Source organism: Actinotalea endophytica (genome assembly GCF_025717005.1).
GTDB lineage: Bacteria > Actinomycetota > Actinomycetes > Actinomycetales > Cellulomonadaceae > Actinotalea.
The window spans coordinates 258,337-283,750 of record NZ_JAOVZU010000007.1; the positions used below are offsets into that span (position 1 = coordinate 258,337).

At 71.9% G+C, this 25,414-nt stretch carries 23 protein-coding genes and 2 pseudogenes; 10 read left to right on the forward strand and 15 right to left on the reverse strand.

Annotated elements, in window-relative coordinates; all coding sequences use genetic code 11:
* Positions 1 to 126: 126 nt before the first annotated feature.
* The gene (locus OEB99_RS13800) at positions 127 to 1,161 is read right to left on the reverse strand and encodes a YihY/virulence factor BrkB family protein (protein WP_263577858.1); all 1,035 of its coding nucleotides are present in this window, start codon (positions 1,159 to 1,161) and stop codon (positions 127 to 129) included.
* 169 nt (positions 1,162 to 1,330) lie between these two features.
* On the opposite strand from OEB99_RS13800, the gene OEB99_RS13805 reads away from it, so the two are divergent.
* Positions 1,331 to 3,802 (forward strand): sensor domain-containing protein, encoded by a 2,472-nt coding sequence (locus tag OEB99_RS13805; protein ID WP_263577859.1) that lies wholly within the window; start codon positions 1,331 to 1,333, stop codon positions 3,800 to 3,802.
* Between the two features lie 112 nt (positions 3,803 to 3,914).
* Positions 3,915 to 4,841, forward strand: coding sequence for a diguanylate cyclase (locus OEB99_RS13810; protein WP_263577860.1), 927 nt, complete (start codon positions 3,915 to 3,917; stop codon positions 4,839 to 4,841).
* Here OEB99_RS13810 and OEB99_RS13815 read toward each other — a convergent pair.
* The 3 genes from OEB99_RS13815 to OEB99_RS13825 form a co-directional block, all read right to left on the reverse strand.
* On the reverse strand, positions 4,817 to 5,353 hold the full coding sequence (locus OEB99_RS13815; RefSeq protein WP_263577861.1) for a MerR family transcriptional regulator: 537 nt from the start codon (positions 5,351 to 5,353) through the stop codon (positions 4,817 to 4,819). The two genes, OEB99_RS13810 and OEB99_RS13815, sit on opposite strands and share 25 nt — an antisense overlap.
* Entirely contained in the window at positions 5,350 to 5,832 is a 483-nt protein-coding gene (locus OEB99_RS13820) for a hypothetical protein (protein ID WP_263577862.1), read from the reverse strand. The genes OEB99_RS13815 and OEB99_RS13820 overlap by 4 nt, the downstream gene beginning before the upstream one ends.
* A gap of 79 nt (positions 5,833 to 5,911) precedes the next feature.
* Positions 5,912 to 6,283 (reverse strand): winged helix-turn-helix transcriptional regulator, encoded by a 372-nt coding sequence (locus OEB99_RS13825; protein WP_263577885.1) that lies wholly within the window; start codon positions 6,281 to 6,283, stop codon positions 5,912 to 5,914.
* Positions 6,284 to 6,432: 149 nt separating this feature from the next.
* Here OEB99_RS13825 and OEB99_RS13830 point away from each other — a divergent pair, with 149 nt between their 5' ends.
* From OEB99_RS13830 to OEB99_RS13840, 3 genes are all read left to right on the forward strand, one after another.
* Positions 6,433 to 7,287, forward strand: coding sequence for an NAD(P)H-binding protein (locus OEB99_RS13830; protein WP_263577863.1), 855 nt, complete (start codon positions 6,433 to 6,435; stop codon positions 7,285 to 7,287).
* Positions 7,288 to 7,368: 81 nt separating this feature from the next.
* Positions 7,369 to 7,512, forward strand: a complete 144-nt coding sequence (locus tag OEB99_RS13835; protein ID WP_263577864.1) for a hypothetical protein — start codon at positions 7,369 to 7,371, stop codon at positions 7,510 to 7,512.
* Positions 7,512 to 8,177: an ArsR/SmtB family transcription factor gene (locus OEB99_RS13840; RefSeq protein ID WP_263577865.1), complete on the forward strand. Its 666-nt coding sequence runs from the start codon at positions 7,512 to 7,514 to the stop codon at positions 8,175 to 8,177. Before OEB99_RS13835 ends, OEB99_RS13840 begins: the two co-directional genes overlap by 1 nt.
* Before the next feature lie 3 nt (positions 8,178 to 8,180).
* On the opposite strand, the gene OEB99_RS13845 is transcribed toward OEB99_RS13840, so the two are convergent.
* On the reverse strand, positions 8,181 to 8,801 hold the full coding sequence (locus tag OEB99_RS13845; RefSeq protein ID WP_263577866.1) for a TetR/AcrR family transcriptional regulator: 621 nt from the start codon (positions 8,799 to 8,801) through the stop codon (positions 8,181 to 8,183).
* 63 nt (positions 8,802 to 8,864) lie between these two features.
* Between OEB99_RS13845 and OEB99_RS13850 the strand changes: the two genes are divergently transcribed.
* Positions 8,865 to 10,337: an MDR family MFS transporter gene (locus OEB99_RS13850; RefSeq protein WP_263577867.1), complete on the forward strand. Its 1,473-nt coding sequence runs from the start codon at positions 8,865 to 8,867 to the stop codon at positions 10,335 to 10,337.
* A gap of 7 nt (positions 10,338 to 10,344) precedes the next feature.
* On the opposite strand, the gene OEB99_RS13855 is transcribed toward OEB99_RS13850, so the two are convergent.
* The 3 genes and pseudogenes from OEB99_RS13855 to OEB99_RS13865 all read right to left on the reverse strand — a co-directional run bounded on the left by OEB99_RS13855 (position 10,345) and on the right by OEB99_RS13865 (position 12,252).
* Positions 10,345 to 10,752 (reverse strand): (R)-mandelonitrile lyase, encoded by a 408-nt coding sequence (locus OEB99_RS13855; protein ID WP_263577868.1) that lies wholly within the window; start codon positions 10,750 to 10,752, stop codon positions 10,345 to 10,347.
* Positions 10,753 to 10,814: 62 nt separating this feature from the next.
* Entirely contained in the window at positions 10,815 to 11,195 is a 381-nt protein-coding gene (locus tag OEB99_RS13860; RefSeq protein WP_263577869.1) for a DUF2255 family protein, read from the reverse strand.
* Positions 11,196 to 11,206: 11 nt separating this feature from the next.
* Positions 11,207 to 12,252 (reverse strand): annotated as a pseudogene (locus tag OEB99_RS13865) (zinc-binding dehydrogenase).
* A gap of 130 nt (positions 12,253 to 12,382) precedes the next feature.
* On the opposite strand from OEB99_RS13865, the gene OEB99_RS13870 reads away from it, so the two are divergent.
* Positions 12,383 to 13,264 (forward strand): helix-turn-helix transcriptional regulator, encoded by an 882-nt coding sequence (locus OEB99_RS13870; protein WP_263577870.1) that lies wholly within the window; start codon positions 12,383 to 12,385, stop codon positions 13,262 to 13,264.
* On the opposite strand, the gene OEB99_RS13875 is transcribed toward OEB99_RS13870, so the two are convergent.
* The gene (locus tag OEB99_RS13875; RefSeq protein ID WP_263577871.1) at positions 13,261 to 13,740 is read right to left on the reverse strand and encodes an MFS transporter; all 480 of its coding nucleotides are present in this window, start codon (positions 13,738 to 13,740) and stop codon (positions 13,261 to 13,263) included. The two genes, OEB99_RS13870 and OEB99_RS13875, sit on opposite strands and share 4 nt — an antisense overlap.
* 47 nt (positions 13,741 to 13,787) lie before the next feature.
* On the opposite strand from OEB99_RS13875, the pseudogene OEB99_RS19795 reads away from it, so the two are divergent.
* Positions 13,788 to 14,093, forward strand: a pseudogene (locus OEB99_RS19795) (alpha-L-rhamnosidase C-terminal domain-containing protein); the annotation flags it as partial.
* 55 nt (positions 14,094 to 14,148) lie between these two features.
* Here the strand turns inward: OEB99_RS19795 and OEB99_RS13880 are convergent.
* From OEB99_RS13880 to OEB99_RS13895, 4 genes are all read right to left on the reverse strand, one after another.
* Positions 14,149 to 14,880: a GntR family transcriptional regulator gene (locus OEB99_RS13880; protein ID WP_263577872.1), complete on the reverse strand. Its 732-nt coding sequence runs from the start codon at positions 14,878 to 14,880 to the stop codon at positions 14,149 to 14,151.
* Positions 14,881 to 14,963: 83 nt separating this feature from the next.
* Entirely contained in the window at positions 14,964 to 15,974 is a 1,011-nt protein-coding gene (locus OEB99_RS13885; protein ID WP_263577873.1) for a Gfo/Idh/MocA family protein, read from the reverse strand.
* 28 nt (positions 15,975 to 16,002) lie between these two features.
* Positions 16,003 to 16,998, reverse strand: a complete 996-nt coding sequence (locus OEB99_RS13890) for a sugar phosphate isomerase/epimerase family protein (RefSeq protein WP_263577886.1) — start codon at positions 16,996 to 16,998, stop codon at positions 16,003 to 16,005.
* Positions 16,999 to 17,238: 240 nt separating this feature from the next.
* The gene (locus tag OEB99_RS13895; RefSeq protein ID WP_263577874.1) at positions 17,239 to 18,585 is read right to left on the reverse strand and encodes an MFS transporter; all 1,347 of its coding nucleotides are present in this window, start codon (positions 18,583 to 18,585) and stop codon (positions 17,239 to 17,241) included.
* A gap of 234 nt (positions 18,586 to 18,819) precedes the next feature.
* On the opposite strand from OEB99_RS13895, the gene OEB99_RS13900 reads away from it, so the two are divergent.
* Positions 18,820 to 19,083: a hypothetical protein gene (locus OEB99_RS13900; protein WP_263577875.1), complete on the forward strand. Its 264-nt coding sequence runs from the start codon at positions 18,820 to 18,822 to the stop codon at positions 19,081 to 19,083.
* Between the two features lie 55 nt (positions 19,084 to 19,138).
* Here OEB99_RS13900 and OEB99_RS13905 read toward each other — a convergent pair whose 3' ends face one another.
* Positions 19,139 to 20,758, reverse strand: coding sequence for an MFS transporter (locus OEB99_RS13905; protein WP_263577876.1), 1,620 nt, complete (start codon positions 20,756 to 20,758; stop codon positions 19,139 to 19,141).
* Positions 20,759 to 20,995: 237 nt separating this feature from the next.
* Here OEB99_RS13905 and OEB99_RS13910 point away from each other — a divergent pair, with 237 nt between their 5' ends.
* The gene (locus tag OEB99_RS13910; RefSeq protein WP_263577877.1) at positions 20,996 to 21,997 is read left to right on the forward strand and encodes a LacI family DNA-binding transcriptional regulator; all 1,002 of its coding nucleotides are present in this window, start codon (positions 20,996 to 20,998) and stop codon (positions 21,995 to 21,997) included.
* 130 nt (positions 21,998 to 22,127) lie between these two features.
* Here the strand turns inward: OEB99_RS13910 and OEB99_RS13915 are convergent, their stop codons facing one another.
* A complete protein-coding gene (locus tag OEB99_RS13915) occupies positions 22,128 to 25,013 on the reverse strand; it encodes a glycoside hydrolase family 78 protein (protein WP_263577878.1) in 2,886 nt (961 codons plus the stop codon).
* Positions 25,014 to 25,414 lie beyond the last annotated feature (401 nt).

Sequence of the window (25,414 nt, forward strand, 5' to 3'; positions counted from 1 at the left end):
CATGCCCGCCCGGCAGTGCTGGGAGTCGGCCCCGGTCGGACCCATCACACCGCACAGCGGCCACATCTGGCTACGGGCGCCGGGCGCCGGAGGCGGAGCCGGGCGGATCCGGGCGGGGGCGGAAGGTCACTCGCCCGGCGGCGCGCGCAGCCCGTCGGTGTCGCCGGGCTCGCTGCGGGCCGCGGCCTCGACCGCCTCCTGCGCGCTCTCGGTGCCCGCAGCCAGGAGCACGTCGAGCGGGACGTCCTTGTCCGCGATCCCCGCAGTCAGGCACGCGGCCGCGTACACCGCGAGCGACTGGAGGTACAGCACGAAGAGCACGCCGATCGGCACCGCGAGGGCCCCGTACTGCGGCTTGTCGATCGTGTAGCCCACCAGCAGCGCCATCAGCGTCTTCAGCACCTCGATGGCGAACCCGCCGACCCCGGCGCCGACCAGCCGGGCGAGGCGGTGCGGCCGGATCCCGCCCAGGTTGCCCAGCATCAGGTAGATGACCAGGAAGTTCACCACGAGGGTCAGCGCGCCCGACCCGACGTTCAGCAGCACGCCGGGGCCCTGCCAGCTCACACCGAGCACCTCGAGGAGCCGGTCGGCGACGTTCGCGGTGAACGTCGAGGCCACGTACGACAGCAGCACCAGCGGCAGGAGCACGAACAGCCAGCCGAGGGAGCGCAGCCGCGCGAGCACGACGTTCCGGGGGTCCTTGGCCGCGCCGAAGATGACGTGGATGCTGCGGCTCGCGGCCACCACGGCCCCGGTGCCGGCGTAGAGCAGACCGACACCACCGATGATCGAGGTGGTCTGCCCGACGGCCCGCATCTGCTCCGGGTCGATCCCGCCCTCGCCGAGCAGCCCCGGGAACGCCTCGGCGACCGCCTCGGTGATGTAGGACGCCACCTGCTCGGCCCCGAGGGCCGTCGTGAGGCCGTAGGCGAACGCGATGATCGAGAACATCCCGACGAAGAGGTAGTACGTGGTCCCGGCCGCGAGCAGCGTCACCTGGGCGCGCGAGAACCGGCTGTAGGCCCGGAAACCGACGGTAACCACGACCCCGAGCGGGCCTTCACGGGCCTCGAGCCGGCCGATCACCGGCGGCGCGGGCCGCGGCGGAGGGTCGATGACGTCCCCGGGGATGGGGAGCGGTGCGGTGGAGATGATCATGCCGCCTCCTGCGACGCGCCGAGCCGCTGCCGTCCGGGGCAGGGGCCTGGTGCTCCGAGTCAACCAGAGGGCGGGCCGCGGCGGTTCACCCATGCGGTTCGCGCGTCGACGCCGACCTGCGCGCTAGGTTCGGCGGTGACGGCCCCCCGCCGATCGGAGCGTGCGTGACATGACTGCTCGCGACGAGCTGTGGCAGCAGCCAGGGCTGGCCGAACGGGCCCCGGCGTGGGTCGACGCTGCCCCCGACCTGGTCGCCTGGCTCGACGCGGACCTGCACGTGCTCTACGCGAACCGGGAGTTCGAGGCCGCGACCGGGTGCCCCGTCGAGCGCTGGCGCGGCGCCGCCCTCCCCGAGCTCCGGCCGTTCGGCGAGGCGACGTCCGCCGTCGTCGCGCTCGCCACGACGGTGCGCGACGACCCGGGGCGGGAGAGCGCCAAGGGCGAGGTCGACTGGCGGGTGGACGACGACACGGAGCGACGGCTCGTGGCGACCGCCTTCGCCGAGCACGGGCCCGGCGGCGCGGTCGACCGGATCCTGCTGACCGCCACCGACGTCACGGCATTCTGGCTGGCCGACCGCAACCTGCGGCACCGTGAGTCCGAGTTCCGCACCCTCGCCGAGAACTCGCCGGACAACATCATCCGCTACGACCTGGACGGGTACGCCACGTACTGCAACCAGGAGATCGCTCAGCGGGTGAACACGACGGCCACGAGCGTGCTCGGGAAGCGCCCGACCGAGTCCGCCCCGCCGGGCATGACCGGAGCGGACGAGTACGAGCGGGTGCTCATCGAGGCCTTGCGTACCGGTGAGCCCGGACGGGTCACCGTCACCGTGAACCGCCCGGACGGCGCGCAGGCCACGCACAGCATCCTGATCCGGGCGGAGTTCGACGCGGCCGGCGCGATCACCGGCGCGATCGCGATCGGCCGCGACGTCTCCGACCTGGCCGAGGCCCGACGGCGCGCGAGCGACCGAGAGCGTGAGTTCCGGACCCTCGCGGAGAACGCCGGCGACCAGATCGCCCGCTGGGACACCGCCGGCCGCTTCATCTACGCCAACCCGCGCATGCTGGCGCTGTTCGGGGCGTCCGCCGGCAAGGTTCTCGGCAGCACGACCAGCGAGCTCCTGGGCGACGGCGGCGACGCCGCACCCCACGCGATCAGCCAGGTGGTCCGGACCAGGACGCCCGAGATGGTCGAGGTGCACGTCCCCGACCCGGAGGGCGGCTCGCCCCGGATCCATCAGGTCCTCTACGTCCCGGAGCTCGACGAGCACGGCGAGGTGGTCAGCGTCCTCGGCGTGGGCCGGGACATCACCGAGAGCGTGCGGTACCGCGAGGACCTCGAGCGGCTCGCGCACACCGATCTGCTCACCGGGCTGCCGAACAGCCAGGCCCTGTACGCCTGGGCCCCCGCGATGCTCGCCGCCGCGAGCCGTTCGGGGCGGCGTGCGGCCGTGCTGCTCGTCGACCTCGACGGCTTCAAGGCGATCAACGACACCCTGGGTCACGCCGGCGGCGACCGGGTGCTGAAGGCACTGGCCGACCGCGTCCGCTCCCGGCTACGCCCGTACGACCTGTTCGCCAGGCTGGGCGGCGACGAGTTCGTCATCGTCATCGACGACCTGGACCCGCCGCACGACCTCGCCGCGGTGTCCACGCGGATCATGGCCGCCGTCACGGACCAGGTCGGCGGCGAGTCCGTGCAGACGCGCGCGAGCATCGGCGTCGCGGTCTACCCGGAGGACGGGGACAGCATCGAGGTCCTGGTCCAGCACGCGGACATGGCCATGTACCAGGCCAAGCGGGCCGGCCGGGCTCGGATCGAGTACTTCCGTCCGGAGCTGAGCCGGGCCATGCAGCGCCGGTCGACCATCGAGCGCGGGCTCGACGACCCCGACGTGACCGAACAGCTCGAGGTGCACGTCCAGCCCGTCTTCGGGATGGACGCCTCGCGCCCCCTGACCGGTGCAGAGGCGCTGCTGCGCTGGAACCACCCCGTTCTCGGACCGGTCACGCCCGGTGAGTTCATCCCGATCGCGGAGGAGTCCGGCGCGATCGTGCGGCTCGGCCGCTGGGTCCTTCACCAGGCGTGCGCGGCCGCCGCCCGATGGAACGCCGGACGCTCCGGAGACGACGTCGTGATGGTCGCGGTCAACTTCTCGACCCGGCAGTTCCTGCTCGACGACGTCGCGGCAGCGGTCGACGAGGCGATCGGCGCCACCGGCTGCGAGCCGGCGTGGCTGATCGCCGAGATCACCGAGTCGCTCCTGCTCGAGGACTCCGACGCCGTTCAGGAGGCACTGGCGAGCCTGAGGTCGCGCGGGATCCGGATCGCGATCGACGACTTCGGCACGGGCTACTCGGCCCTGCACTACCTGGCGAGGTTCCCGCTCGACGTGCTGAAGATCGACCGGAGCTTCGTCCAGGGGCTCGGCAAGGCCAGTGAGCACGACGAGGTCGTGAAGGCGCTCGTCGCGCTCGCGCGCGCCCTGGACCTCCGCGTGGTCGCCGAGGGCATCGAGACCGCTGCTCAGCTCGAGTTCCTCACGGCTCAGCGCTGCGAGCACGGCCAGGGGTTCCTGCTCGGGCGACCGGTGCCCGTCGACCAGTTCGAGACCGAGCACGGCCTCGGCTGACCCGGAGGTTCCGCGACCTAGGTCCTACGCCTCGGACCGTCGAGGCCCCGACATTCATGTCGAAGCCCTGGACCGGGCTTCCCCCTCGTGGCGCCCACCCCCCAGGAGCCTCATGCCAGAGCTGGATCGGGTCGACCGCCCGGCGGTTGACCCTTCCGCCGTGCTCGAGGCGATGGCCGAGGGCATGTACGTCGTCGACCCCGATCGCAGGATCACCTTCTGGAACGCCGCCGCCGAGCGGATCTCCGGCTACTCGGCCGAGACGGCCCTCGGTCGCTGGTGCGGCGACGGTCTGCTGAACCACGTCGACGAGGCCGGCGAGTCCCTGTGCGGCGCGCGGTGCCCGCTCCTGGCGACCATGACCGACGGCGAGCAACGGACGGTTCGGGTCTACCTGCACCACGAGCACGGCCACGTGCTGCCCGTGCGGGTGACGGCCAGCGCGCTCCGGGACGACGACGGCAAGGTCATCGGGGCCGTCGAGACCTTCACCGACGACTCCCCGGCGACGGCCGCCGAGCAGAAGCTCCGGACGGCCGAGCGGCTGGCGATGACCGACCCGTTGACCGGTCTCGGCAACCGACGCTTCCTCGAGCACCGCGCCGCGGAGCGGCTCGGGTCCACGCGAGGTGAGCATCCCGCCGCGCTGATCATGGTGGACCTCGACCACTTCAAGAGCCTCAACGACACCTGCGGGCACGCGGCCGGCGACGACGCGCTCACCGCCGTCGCGCGCACCCTGGTCAGCGTGGTGCGGGCCGAGGACGACGTGATCCGCTACGGCGGGGACGAGTTCGTCGTGCTGCTCGGACCGGTGACCCCGACGGACCTCGTCGCGATGGCTGCACGGATCCGCGCCGCGGTCGGCCAGACCCGTCTGCGCGGCGCCACCACGCCGGCCCGCCTCACCGCCTCGATCGGCGCCGCGCTGGGACGACCCGGCGACACTGCGGAGTCCCTGATCCGCCGTGCCGACGTCGCGATGCTCGCCGCCAAGGGGAACGGTCGCAACACCTACGTGGTGGCACCGGAGGACTGAGACCCGAGCCCACGGATCCGCTCGACCTCGTCCGCCGGGAGGTCGAGGGACTCCAGGAGCCGTCGGTGCAGCTCTCCGTCGGCGTTCTCCGCCGCGGCGTGCCAGGCGACGAGCCCGGCCGGGTCCGCCCCGGCGTCCACGAGCAGCCCGGACAGCGACGCCTTGTCCAGCGACCAGGTCCGGTCGCCCTCGCGACCGGTGGCGAGGGAGGTCAGGATCGCCCGCTGACGCCCCCGCAGCACCTCGATCTGGTCCTCGAGCTCACCGAGCCGCACGGCCAGCGCAGCGACGAGCTGTGGGGCGTCCGAGTCCATCGCGCGCCGGATCTCCGCCAGCGGCAGGCCGGCCTGCCGCAGACGACAGATGGTGGCCAGGCGCGCGACATCGGCATCGTCGTAGATCCGGTAGCCGCCCGCGGAGCGGGAGGACGGCTGGAGGAGCCCGAGCCGGTCGTAGTAGAGCAGGGTCGTGCGGGACAGGCCGAACCGGGCGGCGAGGCGTCCGACGGTCACACCGTCGCGGTCGTGGGGTCGGGGGCCAGCGGGCTGCCCGTGCGCAGATAGTGGTTCAGCTGCGCCTCGCGCAGCCGCCAGAGCTGCCGCTGGTGGTCTTCCGTCCAGCCGTGGACCTCGCCGACCCCGGCGGGCCCGAGCGCTGTCGCCGTGGTGCGCACCGCCACCGACGTCGTCCGGGGACCCGAGCCCCCCAGCGTCAGGGACAGCGTCCGGACGGTCAGGCCCGGGAGCACGATCGTGTAGTCGATCCGGGTCGGCGGCTCGTACCGCGTCGTGATCCATGTCTCGCCCCGCTCCCGGGTGAAGAGGCAGCCCAGCTCGGCGACCCCGCTGGTGCTGTGCACCATCGTGCACGACCAGTCCGGGATCCAGTCGTACTCCCGGACGGGGCACAGCAGCGGGAAGACTTCCTCCGGCGTGCCGGAGACGGTGAGCTCGAGGTCGACGACGAGGCGGGCGGGCGCGGTGATGGTCATGCCGCCACGCTCGACCGTGCACCTGTAGACAGGTCAAGGCGACGGGAGGAGCAGTGCGCTCGCAGCAGGGGGCCTCGGGTCAGGCTCGGCCCGCGAGCATCTCCTCGGCGTTCGCGGAGATCCACCCCATCAGCGGCAGGAGGTGCGCGACCAGCTCGCGACCGAGCGGCGTGAGCGAGTAGTCGACGCGCGGCGGGATCGTGGCCGCCACCGTGCGCTCGACGAGGCCGTCGACCTCGAGCGTCCGCAAGGTCTGGGCGAGCATCTTCTCGCTGATGCCCTCGACGGTGCGCCGCAGCTCGCTCCAGCGTTGGCTGCCCTCGGACAGGGCGAGCAGCAGCAGCACGCCCCACTTGCTGGTCACGTGGTCGAGCACCACGCGCGTCGGGCACGCGGCGGACAGTCGACCGTCGTCCAGGAGGTCCTCCAGGTGGACGACGTCTCCGGCCATCTGGTCGCCCTGTGCCGCTCTGACCTGGGTACTTACCTGCATGTATGCACCCTACTGCAAAGTGGGTACCTGCACTTCGGAAGGTTCGAGCCCCGGACGCCGTTGCCGACCGACGAGGCGGCGTCCGCCGCCCGCACGGAGGAGGAACCATGTCGTACGTCGTCACCGGGGCCACCGGCCACCTCGGCCGCCTGATCGTCGAGGCCCTGATCGACCTGGACGTCGATCCCGCGCAGATCACCGCCACCGGCCGAGCCGTGGAACGCCTGGCGGACCTCGCCGCCCGGGGGGTCTCCACGGCGACGATCGACTACGAGTCGCCGGCGTCCATGGAGGCGGCCTTCGCCGGCGCCACCACCGTGGTGCTCGTCTCGGGCTCAGAGCTGGGCAAGCGCGTCACCCAGCACGCCAACGCGATCGACGCCGCCAAGGCCGCGGGCGTCTCGCGCGTCGTCTACACCAGCGCACCGCACGCCGACACCGGTGCACTCGCGGTCGTCCCCGAGCACAGGGCCACCGAGGAGCACCTGCGGGCCTCGGGCCTCACGTACACCATCGCCCGTGACAACTGGTACACGGAGAACTACGAGCAGACGTTCGCCCAGGCCGCGGCGAGCGGCGTGGTGCTCACCAGCGCCGGGGACGGTCGGGTCGCCTCGGCGCCCCGGAGCGACTACGCCGCAGCGCTCGCAGCGCTGGCCGTCTCCGACGGGTACGAGAACGCGACCCTCGAGCTGAGCGGTGACGTCGCCTGGACCTTCGACGAGTTCGCCGCGGCGGCGTCCGACGTCCTCGGGCGACCGGTCGAGCACCGGCGACTGAGCCCCGAGGAGCACACCGCCGCCCTCACCTCGGCCGGGTTGGACCCGCAGCTGGTCGCCTTCCTGGTGGGCATGGACGCCGACATCCGGCGCGGCGAGCTCGCCGACGCGACCGACGAGATCCGCACGCTCCTCGGGCGGCCGACGGAGCCGCTGGTCGAGACGCTGCGGCGCTGGGTCTGACGCTATTCGCAACACCTCTTGCGCAATAGTTCTTGCGCAACTACTCTTGCGGGTGTTCCGCCGCCAAGAGAGGTGAGCACGATGACCCGTCGCCCGATCCGCCGCACGCGCCCCACGCCGTACCGCGACCCGGAGTCCCGCCGCCTGCTCCGCGAGCTCGAGCTCGCCGAGGAACGGCTCACCCGGATCCACACCGACGCCGTCACCGAGCTGGGTCGGTTCTGATGGGCCGACCCGGCTCCGACCCCACCTCCGCGATCGCTGCGGCGTCCACGGAGGCGTCCACGGCGATGCGGTCCAGCGACCCCACGGTGCTGCGGGCGCTCGCCCACCCGCTGCGCGTCGAGATCCTGGAGCTCCTCAACCGGGCGCGCACCGACCTCACGGCCAGCGAGGTCGCCGCGCGCACCGGCCAGACGGTCGCCAACTGCTCCTTCCACCTCCGCTCGCTGGAGAAGGCCGGCTTCATCGCGCGCGCCGAACCCCGCGGCCGGGAGAAGCCGTGGCGCGCAGTGCACCGCGACCTCAACCTGCGGCCCGACCCGGCCGACCGCGAGTCGGTGCTCGCGGCCGGCGCGCTCAGCGCCCTGTACGTCAACCGCGAGGCCGCCCGGCTGACCGCCCTGCTCACCTCACCCGAGCCGTTCCCCGAGGCCGAGTGGAACGACGCCGTCATGGTGAACATGTCCGCCTTCTGGGCCACCGCCGACGAGATGAAGCAGCTCGGCGAGGCCCTGGTCGCCCTGACCGATGCGTTCGCCGGTCGCGACGCGAACCCGTCGAAGCGCCCCGAAGGCGCGCGCCGCGGGCGTCTGTTCGCGGCGATCAACCCCGAGCCGGAGGCCCCCTCGGAGGGCGAGGCGGACGGCGCGCCCGGGCAGCCGGGCTGAGGCCTAGCTGCTCGACCGCCCGGCGCGCGCGCGAACGAGCGGGATGACGATGTCGTCGACGATCTCCTCCAGCGTCGACTGCGGCACCGGACCGGACCTCATGATCAGCTCGTGCCGGAACAGGTCGAAGGCGAGCGACTCGATCCGGGGCGTCAGCCGCCCGGGGTCGACCTCACCGCGTTCGGCGGCCCGCTCGAAGAGGTCGTGCATCGTCGTCGACCGGCCGCCCATCATCAGTGCACGGGCCTCTCCGAACGTCAGACCCTCCTCCGCGAGGTACGAGCCGACCTGAGCGAAGATCTCGATCGTGGTCCGCACCTCGGTGCCGTTCGCCCAGGTCAGGATCGCGAGCAGGTCCTCACGGAGCGGCCCGCCCAGGGTCGGCATTGGGCCTCGGTTCCGGACGATCACGTGCCGCGCGGCGGCGGCCGCGAGCTCACGCCTGCCCGCCCATCGCCGGTAGAGCACGGCACGGCTCGTACCGGCGCGCTGGGCGACCGCCTCCAGCGTCAGGTCGGCGTAGCCGTGCTCGGTCAGCTCGTCCCAGGCGGCCTGCAGGAGCGCGTCCTCGAGCTCGGCACCACGCCGGCGCTGGCGCGCGGGCGCCTCGCCATTAAGGGACATTGCGTATCTTCTCCCGGTCGGATACCGTCCACTTAAGATACGTCTCGTACCTTAGGTGGATCGATGAGCACTCCCGACGCGACCCTAGACCCGACCGAGGAGCGCCCGGACGGCAACCTCGCGACCGACCCCTCCCCATCAGGTCTGGATCCCGCCCTCACCCGGGTCGTCGCGGCGATCCTGACCGGCGCGATGGCCGTGATCTTCGACATGACCATCGTCGCGGTCGCGATCCACGAGCTCGCGACCACGTTCGACGCTCCCGTGGACACCATCCAGTGGGTGTCGACCGCCTACCTGCTCGCGATGGTCGGCGTGCTGCCGGCCGCGGGCTGGGCGCAGCAACGCCTGGGCGGGAAGCGGCTCTGGCTGCTCGCCCTCGCCACGTTCACCCTCGGGTCCGTGGCGTGCGGCTTCGCCTGGAGCGCCACGAGCCTCATCGCGTTCCGGGCCTTCCAGGGCCTGGGTGGTGGGCTGATGCTGCCGCTGATGGCCACGCTGCTGATGCAGGCGGCGGGCGGACGCAGCCCCGGGCGCCTGATGGCAGCGGTCAGCCTGCCGACCGCCCTCGGTCCGATCCTCGGTCCGGTGATCGGCGGGCTCGTGCTCCACCTCGGCGACTGGTCCTGGCTGTTCTGGATCAACGTGCCGCTCGGCATCGCGGGCCTCGCGCTCGCGTCCCGGTGGCTGCCCGCCGACCCGCCGAGCCGGCCGGCACGGCTGGACGTCCTCGGACTGGCGCTCGGCGTGGTCGGCGTGGTGGCCCTGGTGCTCGGCCTGAGCAACGTGGCGAGGGAGGGTGGGATCGGTCACGCGGACGTGCTGGTCCCGGCCGGGGCGGGCCTGGCCCTGCTCGCGGGCTTCACGGTCCGCGCGCTGCGCGCCGGACCGGGAGCACTCGTCGACCTCGCGCTGCTGCGCCACCGACCGCTCGCGACCTCCAGCACGCTGATGGCACTCGCCGGGGTCGCCCTGACCGGCGCGATGTTCGTGATCCCGCTGTTCTTCCAGGAGGTGCGCGGCGCCGACCCGCTGACGACCGGTCTGCTGCTGATCCCCCAGGGCGTCGGCGCCCTGGCCAGCCGCGGGCTCGCCGGGCGGTTGACCGACGCCCTCGGCCCTCGCCCGGTGGTCGTCGCGGGCTTCGCGATCGCCACCGTGGCGACCGTTCCCTTCGCCTGGGCCTCCACGACGACGAGCGGCTGGCTGCTCGGCGCGGCCCTGCTCGTCCGCGGCGTCGGGATCGGCGCGGTCTTCATCCCCCTGATGGCGACCGCATACGTCGGGCTGGAGCGCGACGAGATCCCGCACGCGAGCATCCTCACCCGGATCGGGCAGCAGGTCGGCGGCTCCTTCGGCATCGCCCTGCTCGCGGTCGTCCTCCAGTCCACCTTCACCGCATCGGGCGCTGTCGACCCGGTCTCCGCCGCGTTCGGTACGACGTTCTGGTGGGTGATCGCCTTCACCGCCATCGGCATCGCGGTCGCGGCGCTGCTGCCCGGGCGTCCGGGCGCGGCCGACGCCACCGGCGCGTGACGGCGGGTCAGGCCTCGTTCGCCCGGTCGTACGCCTCGCCGGCGACCGGCTCGAGCCACGTCGTCGGGTCCGAGCCGTCAGGCTTCGCCTCGAGCATCGCCAGGTGCGCGGCGAAGGTGTCCGCCGGGGCGCCGTGCCAGTGCTCCTCGTCGGGCGGGCAGATCACGGTGTCCCCGGCCCGCGCCCGCACGACCCGGCCGTCGCGCGTACCGACCAGGGCGACGCCCTCGGTGACGTGCAGGGTCTGGCCCACGGCGTGGCTGTGCCAGTTGGTGTGCGCACCCGGGGTGAACCGGACCAGGGCGACGGTCATCCGCGACGGGCCGGCGCCGGAGTAGATCGGCGTGACGTAGACGTCGCCGGTGAACGCCTGGGCCGGCGCCTTCCAGGCGGGGTTGACGTGCTGCAGCTCCATGGCTGCTCCTCTCGTGGTGGATCGGTGGTGGTTGCCGGGCCCCGCCGCGCCCGGCGGCGCAGTCAGCGGGGTTCCAGCCGGAGCGTCGCGGCTGCGGCGGCGTCGCCGGTCATCGGGCCGACGTAGGCGTCGCCGTACCGGCCGTACTTGGCACGGTAGGCACGGTCGATCGCCGTCCGCAGGCCGGGGTCGACGTCGCCGAGCGCGACGGCGTGATCGGCCCCTCCCACGCGGACGGCTCCGGAACGCGTCGCGAGCGCACGGCGGTACCAGCCGCCGTCCCCGCCCCTCCAGGACCGGACGTACAGCCCGTCCCCGACCCGGACCACCCAGACGGGCGTCGGGTCGGTGGAGGAGCCGTCGGCCCGCTCCACGCTGATCTGCACCTCGTCAGCGGCCCCGATCGCCGCCAGGACCTCGTCCGACCAGGTCGTCGTAGCCATCGCGTCACCCCTCAGAACTCGATCATGACCTTGAGGGCTTCGCGGTCGTCCATCTCGCGGTAGCCCTTCGGAGCGTCCTCGATACCGATGGTGCGGTCGAAGACCGCGCCGGGAGCCAGGTCGCCGGCCAGCACGTCGCGGACCGCCTGCTCGAGGTACGCCCGCACGGGCGCCGGTCCGCCGGCCAGCCGGACGTTCTTGCCGAACAGCGAGCCGAAGCCGACCGGGGCGCTCTCGTACTGCGGCACGCCGACGCGGGAGATGATCCCGCCGGGTCGCACCACGCCGTAGGCCTGCTCGTACGCGGGCATGTGCCCGACGGCCTCGAGCACGGCGTGCGTGCCGAGTCCGCCGGTGAGCTCGAGCACCGTGGCCACGCCCTCGCCGCCGCGCTCGGCGACGACGTCGGTCGCGCCCCACTCGCGGCCCAGGTCGGTGCGCGCCCGGTGGCGGCCCATGAGGATGATCTGCTCGGCGCCCATCCGCTTCGCAGCGAGCACGGCGGACAGGCCCACGGCGCCGTCGCCGATCACCGTGACGCTCTGCCCGGGCCGGACGTCGGCCATGTGCGCAGCGTGGTAGCCGGTGAGGTACACGTCCGACAGCGTCAGCAGCGAGGCCAGCAGGCCGTCGTCCGCGGTCGCGGGGTCGACCTCGGGAACCTTGACCAGGGTGCCGTCGGCCAGCGGAACCCTCGCGAGCTCGGCCTGCAGACCGCCGGTGCCGGGACCGAAGAACCCGCCGTGCGGGCAGGCGGTGTGGAAGCCGTCGAGGCAGATCGGGCAGGAGTTGTCCGAGTACGCGAACGGCACGATGACGACGTCTCCCACCCCGACCGAGGCGACCGCGGAACCGACCTCCTCGACCACGCCGATCAGCTCGTGGCCCATCGCCGCCCCGTGCTCCGAGGCCGGCATCGAGTGGTACGGTGCAGGTCCGATCCGCAGATGCAGGCTCGCACGGACCGCACGATCGCGTCCGTCGAGGCCTGGAGGACGGGGTCGGGCAAGGTCTCGACCCGGACGTCGCCGGGACCGTACATGACAGTGGCACGCATGGTGGTGGGGTCTCCTTCGCTCAGTTGCCACCCCCAGGGAAGCGCGGTCGGCGCAGGGCAACCAGGTCCTGTCGGTGGGGGTTCTGCCAGTACCTCCCTCGCTCCGCGAACGGCCACCTACCGTGGAGGCATGTCGAAGGACGAGGTGCGCGAGTTCCTGGTGACCCGCCGCGCGAAGGTGACCCCGCAGATGGTCGGCCTGCCCGACGTCGGGACCCGCCGGGTGCCCGGGCTGCGTCGGGGCGAGGTCGCCGTCCTCGCCGGGGTGAGCGTGGAGTACTACACCAAGCTCGAGCGCGGCGACCTGCGCGGCGTCTCCGACGAGGTCCTCCACGCGATCGCCGCGGCGCTCCGGTTCGACGAGGCCGAGCGCTCGCACCTGTTCGACCTCGCCCGCACCGCCAACGCCGGCACCCGGGCTCGCCGCCGGCCTGCCGCCAACCCGACGGTCCGGCCGAGCCTGCGACACCTGGTCGACTCGGTCACCGACGCGGCGATGGTGCTCGGCAACCCGCGCGGCGAGATCGTCGCGACCAACACCCTCGGCCGGGCGCTGTACGACCCGCTGTACCGCGGCACGCCCGAGCCGGTGAGCTACCCGCGGTTCATCTTCTTCGACCCCGCGTCCCGGGCCTTCTACCCGGACTGGGACGACATCGCCGACGCTTCGGTCGCGAGCCTGCGCACCGTCGCCGGACGCTCCCCGTTCGACCGGTCGATCACGGATCTCGTCGGCGAGCTGTCCACGCGGTCGGAGGAGTTCCGCACCCGGTGGGCTCGCCACGACGTGCGGCTGCACATCGAGGGCATCAAGCGGATCCACCACCCGGTGGTCGGGCTCCTCGAGCTCGAGTACAACGTCCTCGCCCTGCCCGCGGACGACGGCCTGAACCTCACCGCCTACACCGCGGCGCCGGGGTCGGACACCGAGGAGAAGCTGCGGCTGCTGGCGAGCTGGTGGGCGTCCGAGCAGGCCGCGACCGCCGAGCGGCGCACGTCACGGACCGTCTAGCCCTCGACGGCACGGGTGGCCGGTTCCCGGCCGGCAGGGGACGCCGACGGCGACCGTGACGCGCCCGCGAGGCCCTCGGCCATCGGCGCGGTCGCCTGCGCCGGGGCCGGCGCGGCGTCGAACGCCCCGCGTGCGACCGCAAGGATCACGATCGACACGGCGATCAGCACGAGGGCGAGCCACGCGACCGCAGGGATCCCCGCTGCGTCGAGAGCGCGGCCCCCGAGGACCGCGCCCGTCGCGATGCCGATGTTGGAGGTCGCGTTGATCCACGCCCCGGCGAGCTCGGGCGAGGCGGCTCTGGTTCGCACGGCTGCCGCTTGGTAGAGGGAGGGCACCGGACCCCAGGCTCCGTTCCACACGACGCCCGCGGCCACGACCCAGGCCAGGTGCGGGTGGCCGACGGCGACGGCCAGGATGCCGGCGGCGACCAGCCCGAGGATGACCAGGGCGTTGGACGCGACCACTCCGGCCATCCGGCCGCGCCGCCCGGGGACACCGGCGCGTCGCCGGGCTCGCGCCCGCCGCACCCGGCTACCGGCGACTGCGGATCGCGCCGGTCCCCAGCGCGGCCCTGACCGCGGCGCAGGCGAGTCTTGACAGCCCGTACGGGCAGGCCGCCGTCACCTGGTCGCTTCGCGGCGGGCACTTCGAGGTCGAGGTGGTCGTCCCGCCGAGCACGTCGGCGGAGATCCTGCTGCCCGACGGTTCTCCAGCCCGGACGATCGGCGCAGGCCGGCACCGGTTCGAATGTCGGGTCGAGCCGACGGTGCCCGCACGGCCGCCGGCCGAGTTCGTGCCGGCGGCTGCGCTCGAGCCGCCCGCGTGACCCGGCTCGACGCACTCCGCGGCTGGTCGGACGCGTCGCGTCGCGCCGCGGGGCGTCAGGCGGTCGAGACGAGGGCACGCAGCGTGTGCATGCCCCGGTACAGCTCGTGCGCGAACTCGACAGCTCGCCCGGCGTCGTCGAAGGTGGTCCGCTCGAGGGCCAGCAGCGAGGCACCGGGCAGCTCGCCGAGGGCGTCGGCCTCGTCGGCGGTGGCGGCGCGCGCACCGATCCGTTGTGCGGCGGTACGGGCTACGACGCCGTGTGCTCGCAGGTACCCGTCGAGGCCGAGCCGTTCGAGCTCGTCAGGCCCCGGTGCCAACGGCTCGGGCAAGTAGCTCGTCAGAAGTGCGGTCGGCCGACCGTCGACCAGTCGCAGACGCCTGACGCGCAGGACGGTCGCACTCTGCGGCACCCGCAACGCCTGCGCGACGTCCGCGCTCGCCGGGACCCGCGCGTGCTCCGTGGCGACGACACGGACGCGCTCGTCGGCATCCATGTCGGCGAAGACCGCGCCGAGGCTCGCGGGTCGGTGGATCGCTGCAGGCGTGACGTGCGTCCCGGTCGCACGGCGGCGCACGAGCCGCCCCCGCTGGACGAGCTCACCCAGGGCCTGCCGCGTCGTTGCGCGCGAGACGCCGAGGCGGGCCGAGAGCGACACCTCGCTCTCGAGGAGCTCGCCCGGCGCCAGCGTGCCCCCGTCGATCGCCGCCTGGACGGCACCGGCGATCTGGCGGTAGGCGGGCACCGGACTCGACCGGTCGAGCGTGATGCTCAGCTGCTGGCTCACGACGTCCACTCCTATCCGGCCGAACCCGAGCGAAGCCGGTCAGCGTCGGTGGGCGGGCGCACGCGGTGCCCGCCCACCCACCCTCAGGCGTACAGCGCAGGCTTCTCGATCATCTGGACGTCCCTCTCCAGGCCCTTGGCCTCGTCGAGCGAGGCCAACGCCGCCTCGACGACGCACACCGCGGCGTAGCCGTCCCAGGCGGACGACCCGGTGTGCTCGTCGCGCTCGACGGCGCGGATCCACTGCTGGACCTCGGCGTTGAACGCGTCGTGGAACCGGTCGATGTGGCTCGCGCAGATCGCGTTCCGGTTGCCGGCGGAGTCCCGGATCACCGTCTGCTCCTGGTCGCTGAGGCGGATGGTCCCGGTCTCCATCACGAGCTCGCACTCGATCGAGTAGCCCCACGTCAGGTTCACGTTGATCTCGTCGTCGATCCGTACTCCGGACTCGGTGTACGCCACGAGCACCAGCGGGTCCTCGAGGTGCGCGAAGCGGTTGCTCGTCGCGCGCGGCCGCTCGACCCGCACCCGGGTGATCTCCTCACCGAGCAGGTACCGGCAGATGTCGATCTCGTGCGAGGCGGTGTCGTCGACCATGTTCCGGGTCGTGTAGTTCTCCGGCACGGTGGGGTTGCGGTGGCGGCAGTGGACGAGGGTCGCGTAGCCGTGCTCGCCCGCGACCAGGGCCTCGCGCATCTGGCGGTAGCCCTTGTCGAACCGGCGCATGTAGCCCACGGTGACCAGCTTCTTGCCCGCCTCCTGCTCGGCCTCCAGGATCGCCTGAGCGTCCTCCTTGGTCGTCGCCAGCGGCTTCTCGCACAGGACGTACTTGCCGGCCCGGACGGCGGCGATCACGTCGGGGGCGTGCACCTTGCCGAAGGTGGCGATCAGCACCGCGTCGACGTCCGGGTCGGCGATCAGCTCGTCCCCGGTCCGGTACACCGTCGCGCCGAGCGGCTCGGCCGCGGCCCGTGCGCTGTCCAGGTTGGCGTCGGCGACTGCGACGACCTTGCCGCCGGCCAGCTCGTTCTCGATCCGGTCCACGTGCGCCCGGCCCATGCCTCCGGCCCCGATGAGGCCGATCCTGATGGTCATTCGTCTGCTCCTGTTCGGTCTCGTGAGGTCACAGGGCGGCGTAGGCGCTCGTGAGGACGCCTGCGGCGACCTCGAGGCCTTCGATCCGGCCGAGCTCGGTGTCCTCGTGCTCGATGTTCACCGCCATGTCGGGGTCGACCTCGGCCAGCGCGCGCATCCACTCGGTCCAGAACTCCGTCGGGTGGCCCTTGCCGAGCGCGACGAAGTCCCACGCGGAGTCCTTGGGCCACTCGTTCGCCCACTCGTCACCACCCAGGTTCGTGCGCGGCTCGTCCGGGGAAAGCCGGCGGAACCCGTTGTCGAGCACCCCGTACAGGCGAGCGTTCTCCGGGTTGATCCGCACGTCCTTGGCCGCCGAGTGGAACACCAGCCCGCCCAGCTCGCGCACCACCGCCACCGGGTCCATCTGCTGCCAGAACAGGTGCGAGGCGTCGAGCTCCACCCCCACGTTCGTCGCTCCGGTCATCTCGACCAGCCGGTGCACGTCACGGGTGTTGAACACGATGTTCTGCGGGTGCAGCTCGAGGGCCACCTTCACGTCGTGGTCACGGGCGATCGCGTCGACCTCCTTCCAGAACGCCGCCGCGATCTGCCACTGGTAGTCCAGCACGTCCAGCGCCGCGGAGTTCCAGGCGTTGACGATCCAGTTCGGGTGCGTCGCACCCGCCTCACCGCCGGGCAGGCCGGACATCGTCACGACCCGGTGCTCGCCGAGCGCGGCGGCGGCCTTGATCGACCGGACCACGTCCGCGGCGTGCTTCTCGCCGATCACCGGGTTCGGGTGCAACGGGTTGCCGTTGCAGTTCAGACCCGCCAGGTGCACGCCGGTGCCCTCGAACGTGCCCAAGAAGTCCTCGGCGGCGGTCGCGCTCTCGACGATGTCGTCGATCGTCGGGATGTGCACCGGGGGCAGGAACCCACCTGAGTTCACCTCGATACCCTCCAGGCCCAGCTCGGCGATCACCCCGATCGCCTCCGCCAACGACCGGTCGTGCAAGATCGCGTTGTAGACGCCCAACCGCACCATGACTGCTGCCTCCCTCTGTCGCGACCGGCTCCGTTGCGGTCGCGCGACGTCTCTGTCACCGAGAGCCCAGCACGAGCTCCTGAGTTCTTGTGGAGCGCTCCATTGGAGCGCTCCACAAGGATAGGCACCTCACGCTCGATGCGTCAACGGCCGTGCGCACAGTCAGACCCGACGGACGACGAGCCAGCTGGGCCAGGGCGGCTCGACCGAGGTGGCGCACCGGTCGCGTCCGAGCACTCAGCGCGCCGCGTCGCGCCCCACGGCCCGCACCGCGGCGAAGCCCATCACCAGCACCACGACCAGGATGAGCGCGAACGGAGCCGACCAGCCCGCGACCCGCTGGTGCACCCAGCCGGTCAGCACCGGGCCGGTCGCCGCGACCGAGTAGCCCACGGCCTGCACGAACGCCGACAGTCTGCGGTTCTCGTCGACATCGCGAGACCGCTCGATGACCACGGCGAACAGAGCGGTGAAGAACGCTCCCTGCGCGAAGCCGCCGACGAGTGCCCAGGCGGGCCACCCACCCGGAGCGAGCAGCATGCCGATCGGGAGGATCGCCCACCCGGCCGCGATCACGGCGACGGTCTGCAGCTGCGGCCATCCGAGCCGGCCGACCAGCAACGGCACGAGGAACGGTCCCACGATGCCGGCGGCCTGGAACACGCTGGCAGCCACCCCGGCGTCGACCGGTGTCATGCCGCGCAGGTCTACGAGCGCCGACGGCAGCCACGCGGTGACCGCGTAGTAGGACAGGGTGTGCCCGGAGAAGGCGACCACCAGCCACCACGCCAGGGGCCAGCGGGTCACCGGCCGATCCGGGCGCGGCAGCGGACCGTTGCCGTCCCGGACGAGCCCCACCGGCTCGGTCAGGCCGGCACGCGCCCGCAACGCCGGCCTGGCACCGCGCACACCAGGCGGATAGACCGCCACCCAGAGCACCAGCCCGACGGCGCCGAGGACGACGCCGCCGAGCGCGGCGGACCGGCGCCACCCGACCGCCACGGCAACCGGCACGGCCAGCGCCGTCGACATCGTGACTGCGACGTTGACGGTCGCGCTGTACATCCCGGTCAGCAGCGCACTGCGATGGCGGAACTGACGCCCGATCAGCATGGGGACGGCGAGGTTCCCGATCGCCACGCCTGCGCCGATCACCGCGGTCCCGGCCATGGCGGCACCCACGGAGCCGGCAGACCTCAGCAGCGAACCGCCGATGACGGCGAGCAGGGTGTAGATCACCGCGTGGTTGATCCCGATCTTGTGCAGCAGGCGCGACGCGAACGGGGTGAGCAGCCCGAAGCACAGGACCGGGATCGCGGTGAGCAGCCCGGCGCCCGGGGCGTCGAGACCGAGATCGGACCGGACCTGCGCGAGGAGCGGAGGGATGACCGTGATCGGCGCACGCAGCACCAGCGCCACGCCGAGCAGCGCCGCGATCGGGATCGCCGCCCACATCAGGCGGCGGCGTTCCGCCTGACGCGGCTTCGGCGACGAGGCACTCGACGGGGCCCGGTCGCCACCGCCGGTCTCGCGTGCGTCCTCCGCGGCCGACGGCGCCGTGTCGCGACCCTGGATCCTGGTCATGCGTGTCGACGAACCTCCATCATGTCTGCTTGTCCTTACATAGGATACGTAGTGACAGCGTCGACGTCGCGCCGCAGTGCGCCTATTTGTCAGGACATACGTCGATCCCGCTATCCTGGTGCCGGACTTCGACGTGGATGTCTCGTCCGGGAACACCCGGATGCCACAGGGCCGTGCGGGACTCCGCCCCTGTGGTTCCTCCCGCATCGCCCGCAGTGCGAGCAGGAGACACCCATGTCCATCGATCTCGAGACCGGCCTGACCCCGCGACCGACGGCGGACGCCACCGTGGTGGGCGACCTGACCGACGCGACGTGCAGCCCCGCCGACATCGCGGCCGCCCTCACCCCGGCGGCGGTCGTCAGCGCCCTCGCCGTCGTGACGATCGGAGTCGCCGGAGTCGTCGCGGGCAGCGCGCTGGTCCTTGCGGCGGCGGGTCTCGGCGCGGTCGCGGTGGCCGGCGCACTCGGCTGGGCGGGTCTCGCCCAGCTTCGCTGACACGGGAGGGATGCCCCGGGCCGTCTGCGACCCGGGGCATCCCCGCGAGCCGAGCTCAGGCGAGAGCGTCACCCGGTCGGGTGAACGAGTCGCGGAACTCCAGCTCGAGCTCCTCGAGGGTGTGGTACTTCGTCTCCGGCACGACGAACACGTAGAAGAGCAGCGCCAGGACGTTGATCGCGCCGAAGGCCGCGTACGTCCACACCCCGCCCCAGTAGGTGATCATCAACGGGAACGCGAACGTGACCACGGCGTTCATGACCCACAGCCCCGCCACGGTCGCACCGAGGGACGTCCCGCGGATCTTCGCCGGGAACATCTCGGCGAGCACCACCCAGATCACCGTCCCGCTCTGCTTGATGAAGACGAACACCGAGACCAGGATCAGCACGAGCCACGGCGCGAAGGACGGTGCGCCGTCGAGCGTCCCGTCGGCAGTCATGAACGGTGCGATCCCGAACGCGAACACCGCGGCGAGAGCGAACAGGCTGAGCGACACCCCGGTCGTCTGGTAGATGCCCACACGTCGGCGGGCGAACCGTGCGATCAGCCAGATGCCGATCGCCGAGCCGATGAAGGACGCGAGCCCGGACACGACGTTGAGACTGATGGCGCTGGCGGACGAGAAGCCCGCCGCGTGCAGGATCGTCGGCAGGTAGTACATCGCGGTGTTGATGCCGGTGAGCTGGTCGAAGAAGCCGAGGAAGAGGCCGATGAACAGCAGGCGCCTGGTCCACCGGACCGCGACGATCCGCCGCATCGCCCACTTCTCCTGGTGCTCCGCGCGGTGCAGCGCGACCATCTCGTCGATCTCGGCGGCGACGTCGTCGCGGTCGTCGTCACGAACCCGCTTCAGCGCGCCGATGGCCTCGGCGAACCGCAGGTTGGTGGCGTACCAGCGGGAGGACTCCGGCATCATCCGCATGCCGATCCACAGCGCGATCGCCGGCACGGTGGCGATGACCAGCATCCAGCGCCAGGTCGCTCCGTTGCCGCCTGCGACGGTCAGTCCGTTGACGTAGGAGAGCACGTCCCAGCTCTCGGTCGCGCCCTGCTGGAACTGGCCGGTCGGGTCGGAGGCGACAACCGCCTCCGGACCGCCCTGCACGTTGGTGATGACCGCGTTGACCGAGTACGCCAGCAGCTGGCCGCCGACGATCATCAGCTGGTCGATCGCGACGAGCGGTCCTCGGACGCGGGCGGGGGCCGTCTCGGCGAGGTAGTTGGGCACCGTGGCGGATGCGCCGCCGACGGCGAACCCGAGGATGAGGCGGAACGGATAGAGCACCCACACCGTCGGGGACAGCACGCACCCGAGCGCCCCCACGAAGAAGACGACCGCCAGCAGCAGGATGTTGTGTCGGCGGCCGTACCGGTCGGAGAGCCAGCCACCGTAGAGGGCACCGATCGCCGCGCCGATCGCGAGGAGCGCACCGACGAGCCCGACCTCGACCTCGTTCAGGCCGAGGCCACCGGCCCCGCCGGGGAGCTGCATGTAGGGCAGCGCGCCGGCGATGACGCCGGTGTCGTAGCCGAACAGCAGCGAGCCGAGCGTGGCCACCACCGCGAGGAAGCCCAGCGAGCGCTTCTTGCCGGACGGCGGCGTCGTGGCGACGAGGTCGTCCACCTCCGCGCGGCTCGGCAGGGTGAGCCCGGACATGTCAGCGCTGGTCACGGCACCTCCGCGTACCCGTTCGCCACGATCACGCGGGACCGTGTCTCCCACCTTCACCATCGTCCGCTACCTCTCCGCAGTCGCGGCCGGCTTCGTTGCGGCCGCTCGACGTCGCTGTCGCCGGGAGTCCGATTGAGACTCTCCCGAGAGTGGAGCGCTCCAAGTGGAGCGCTCCACTACCATAGGAGCCACGATTCGAGTACGTCAACAGTCCGAACCGACTATGTGAGGACAAACGTGGTCTCCGACAGCTCACGCCGGCCCACCATCTACGACGTCGCGGAGCACGCAGGCGTGTCCAAGTCGCTCGTCTCCCTGGTGCTGCGCGGCTCCCCCAACGTCAGCGCCAAGCGCCGCGCCGCCGTCGAGGCCGCGATCGACGAGCTCGGCTACACCCCGAGCACCGCGGCGGCGAGGCTCGCCGGGGCCCGGTCGCAGCGCCTCGAGGTCGTGATCGACGACTACCGCAACCTCTGGTTCGTCGACCTGCTCGAAGGCATCCGCCAGGTGACCGACGAGCTCGGGTACCACGTCGGCGTCGTCGACATGCACACCGGCGCCCACTCCGCGCTCAACGACGTGATCGCCTCCGGCGTCGAAGGCGTGGTCGTCGCGGCCGAGCTTCCCGAGGCCCTGGCGGAGCAGGTCTCGGTGCAGGCCGTGGTCGCCGGCAACCGCGCGAGCCGGCCGCCGGGCGCGGATCTCGTGGCCAACGACGACGATGCCGGCATGACGGCTCTGATGGACCATCTGTTCGAGCTCGGGCACCGGCGCATCGGGCACATCACCGCGACCGGTGGCTCGGCGGGTCGCCGTCGCGCGGCGTTCGAGGCAGCGATGCGACGCGCCGGGCTCACCCCGCTCTCGGTCGGCGTCGACGCCGAGACCGGGGCCGACAAGGGCTTCGTGGGCGCGAACGAGCTGCTCGACGCCCATCCCGAGCTCACGGCGATCGTGGCCGAGAACGACACCATGGCGCTCGGCGCGTTCATGGCCGCCCGTCAGCGAGGTCTGTCGGTGCCCGGCGACCTCTCCCTCGCGGGGTACGACGACTCCCCGCTCGCGGGCCCGAAGGTCATGGACCTCACGACTGTCGACGGCCGAGGCACCGAGCTGGGGCGGCAGGCCGGCCTCGCGCTGCTCGACCGGATCGCGAACCCCGATCGGCCTGCCGAGACGATCCTGCTCCCGCCCGAGCTCGTGGTCCGGTCGTCGACGGCCCCGCCGCGTCTCGACTGACGTGTGCCGCCCGGCGTGGGGGGGGGGGGGGGGGGGCGGGGCGGGGGGGGGGGGGGCGCGCCCCGCAGCGCGGGGGCGGGCGGGCGCCCGTCCCGGGCGCCCGGCCACCGACGTCATCACGCGGTCACGCTCATCCGGCCACGAAGGTGTACTCGCCGGATCCGACCGTGAAGGCCGCATAGCCGTCGGCCACGGCGCCCGCGACCGCACCCCGCGGAGCGTGCACCGACCGGCCGTCGGCCACCGGCACCATCACGGTCGCCGTCGAACCGACCGGCACCTCGACGGTGAGGGTCAGCTCGTCGCCGGCCAGCGTCCACGCCGACGACACCTCGCCGATCACCGTCTGGATCGAGGCGGACGCCTCGGTCAGGTCACCCACCACGTACGGCTTGATCTGGATGTCGCGGTAGGCGACACCGGTGTTCTGGATGCCGGCGACGTACTCGTACAGCCAGTCGTCGATGGTTCCGCGGAATGCGTGGTCGTGCGACCGCGCACCCGAGGTCCAGTTCTCCCAGTAGGTGTCGACGACGATCTCCTCGCCACCGGAGGCGATGCTGCCGTCCAGGGTCAGGAACCAGTAACCCCAGCCCGGGAACGTCGGGTTCTCGGCCGCGGCGTACGCGGTCTCGGCCCCGCCGCACTCGGTGAGCATCGGCAGGACGTCCTTGAGGACGACCGCACCGGTCGTGACGTGGTTCTCCTGGGTCACGGCCACGTCGTCGACGAGGTTGGTGCAGAGCTGGTCGCGGTACTCGTCGGGCACCAGACCCAGCTCGAGCGGCAGGACGTTGTCGGTCTGGAACTGGTTGGCGTTGATCGCGGCGAGCTCGTCCTCGCTGGGCGCAGGCCCCCAGCCCCCTGCGGCGGAGTACGGCCAGTCGTAGGTCGCGGTCGCCTCGTCGAAGTACGCGGCGTTGATCGCGTCCTTGACGTTCGCGGCGAACTCCTCGTAGCCGGCCGCGACGTCGTCGTGACCGAGCACGCGGGCGATCTCCGCCATGGACACGGCCGACTCGTAGACGTACGCCGTGCCGACGATGATGTTGTTCACGCCGCTGCCGTAGGCCGGCTCATGGTCGCCCCACGTGCGGTACAGCGTCGTGTCGAACAGGTAGCCCGTCGCCGAGACCATGCCGACCCACTTGTCCATGTACGCCTTGAGGCCGTCCCAGTTCGCCTCGAGCGTGCTGACGTCACCGGTGCGCTGGTACAGCGCGTAGTTGATCAGCGTGTAGCTGGAGGACCAGATCGGGTCGTCGGTGCGCCCGATGAACGGGTCGGACTGCGCCTCGCCGGGGGTCTCGTTCGGCACGATCACCGGGATGCCACCGTCGTCGGCCTGGTTGGCCGTATGGTCGGCCATCCAGTTCTCCCAGAACGCGACCGACTGGAAGTTCATCAGCGAGTTGTCCGAGAAGAGCATCGCGTCAGAGGTCCACCCGCGCTTCTCGTACATCGGGGTGTCGGTCGGAATGGAGTGCAGGTTGTTCAGCAGAGACCGCACCATCGCCTCGTGGTACCGGTTCAGCAGCTCGTCGGAGCTGGTGAAGGTGCCGGTGGTCGCTACGTCGGAGTGCAGCACCTTGCCCTCGATCGAGGTCACCTCGACACCCTCGGGGACGATCACCTGGACGAAGCGGTAGCCGTAGTAGCTGTAGCTCGGGGTGTAGGTCTCACCGTCGGTGTCGCCGCTGAGGACGTAGTGCGAGGTCTGTCGCGGCACCGTGCACCAACCCACCGTGCAGTCGACGTTCACCTGCCCGTCGGCGGCGAGCTTCTCGCCGTAGGAGATCGTGACCTCGGCGCCGGCCGGGCCGCTGAACCCGAGAGTCGCCCACCCGGCCGTGGTCTCGCCGAAGTCGTAGACCAGGGCGGTTCCGTCGGTCACCTCGAACGGGTCGCGCAGCGACGGCTCGGGCAGGGTGCCGACCACCCGGATCGGCTCCATCTCCTGGGCCTCGAGCGCCCCCGTTGGCGTGGTCGTCAGCAGCGCCTGCTGCCACGCCGAGTCGTCGAAGCCGGCCGTGGTCCAGCCCGGCTGCTCGTCCCGTGCGTCGTAGGTCTCGCCGTTCTTGAGCGAGTTCAGCAAGGTCGGGCCCTCGTCGGCCTTCCAGGAGTCGTCACTGACCAGCGTCGCGGTCCTGCCATCGACGTAGGTCACGTCCAGCTGGAGCTTCATCTCGGGCTCGCTCAGCCACGGCGCCTGGCTGATGTCGTCGTCGCCGTAGGAGGAGTACTCGCCGCGGCCCAGGCTCACGCCGATGGCGTTGTCGCCCCTCTTCAGCATGTCGGTGACGTCGTAGGTCACGTAGAGGATCCGGGTGTCGTACGGCGTGTAGCCCGGGTCGAGCTCGTGGTCGCCCACCCGCTCACCGTTGATGAACGCCTTGTAGTAGCCGAGCCCCGAGATGTACAGGCGGGCGGAGGCGACCTTCTTGTTCGACAGTGCGAAGTCGGTGCGCAGCAACGGCTCGGGCGTCTCGGTGTCGACCACGCCGTCCAGACGGTCGATGTCGCTGATGCCGATCCACTCGCCGCCGAACTCGGACACGTCGAGGAAGGCGGTCTCGAACCACGCGGGCTCGCTCCACCCGGAGGTGCGCCCGTGGTCCCACACCTTCACCGACCACCAGTACCGGGTCTGCGACTCCAGCGCGGTGCCGGCGTAGTCCACGTCGACCGAGTCGGTCGAGGCGACCTTGCCCGAGTCCCACACGTCGCCCTTCATCGAGCGGTTCGACGACACCTTGATCTCGTACGCGGTCTGTTCCGCGCCGTTGTACCTCGCGTCGACCACCCACGAGAACCGCGGCGTGGACTCGTCGATCCCGAGCGGGTTCGACAGCCGCTCCGTGGTCAGGTCCGCGACCGAGAGGCTGCTGTGCGAGCTTCCCGCCGCGGCGGGCAGAGCGAGCGCGAGTGGCAGCGCGACCGCACCGATGGCGGCCGTCGTGTACCGGGTCCGACGACGGACGGGCATGGCACCCGGTCCGCGCGCGGTCATCTGCATGACTGTCTCCTCACAACACCGTTGTTGCCTGTCCCGCGCTCGGACACGAGCACGGGCAGCCCGCCTCACGGAGATCGAGACGGGCGCTCGAGGGCGCGCGGGGGCCACTCAGGGGCGCGCGCGGGGTTCCGGCACGGCGGCCGCGGCCGGGCGCCGAGATCAATCGGTGCCGCATCTCGTGCGGCACCGACCACCAGGGGAGTGGAGCCTGACCGGCGGCGCCCGACCCGGCGCCTGTGGGGTGGTGCGTGCCCGGCCCCCCGGGTGCCCCGGCCGGTCAGCGGGGCACCCGGGGGCGGGGGTCAGAAGTTGAAGTTGTCGATGTTGTCGGCGTTGAAGACGTAGGGGTCGCCGAGCACGACGATGCCGTCGGCGCCGACGGTGAAGTCGGTGACGTCGGA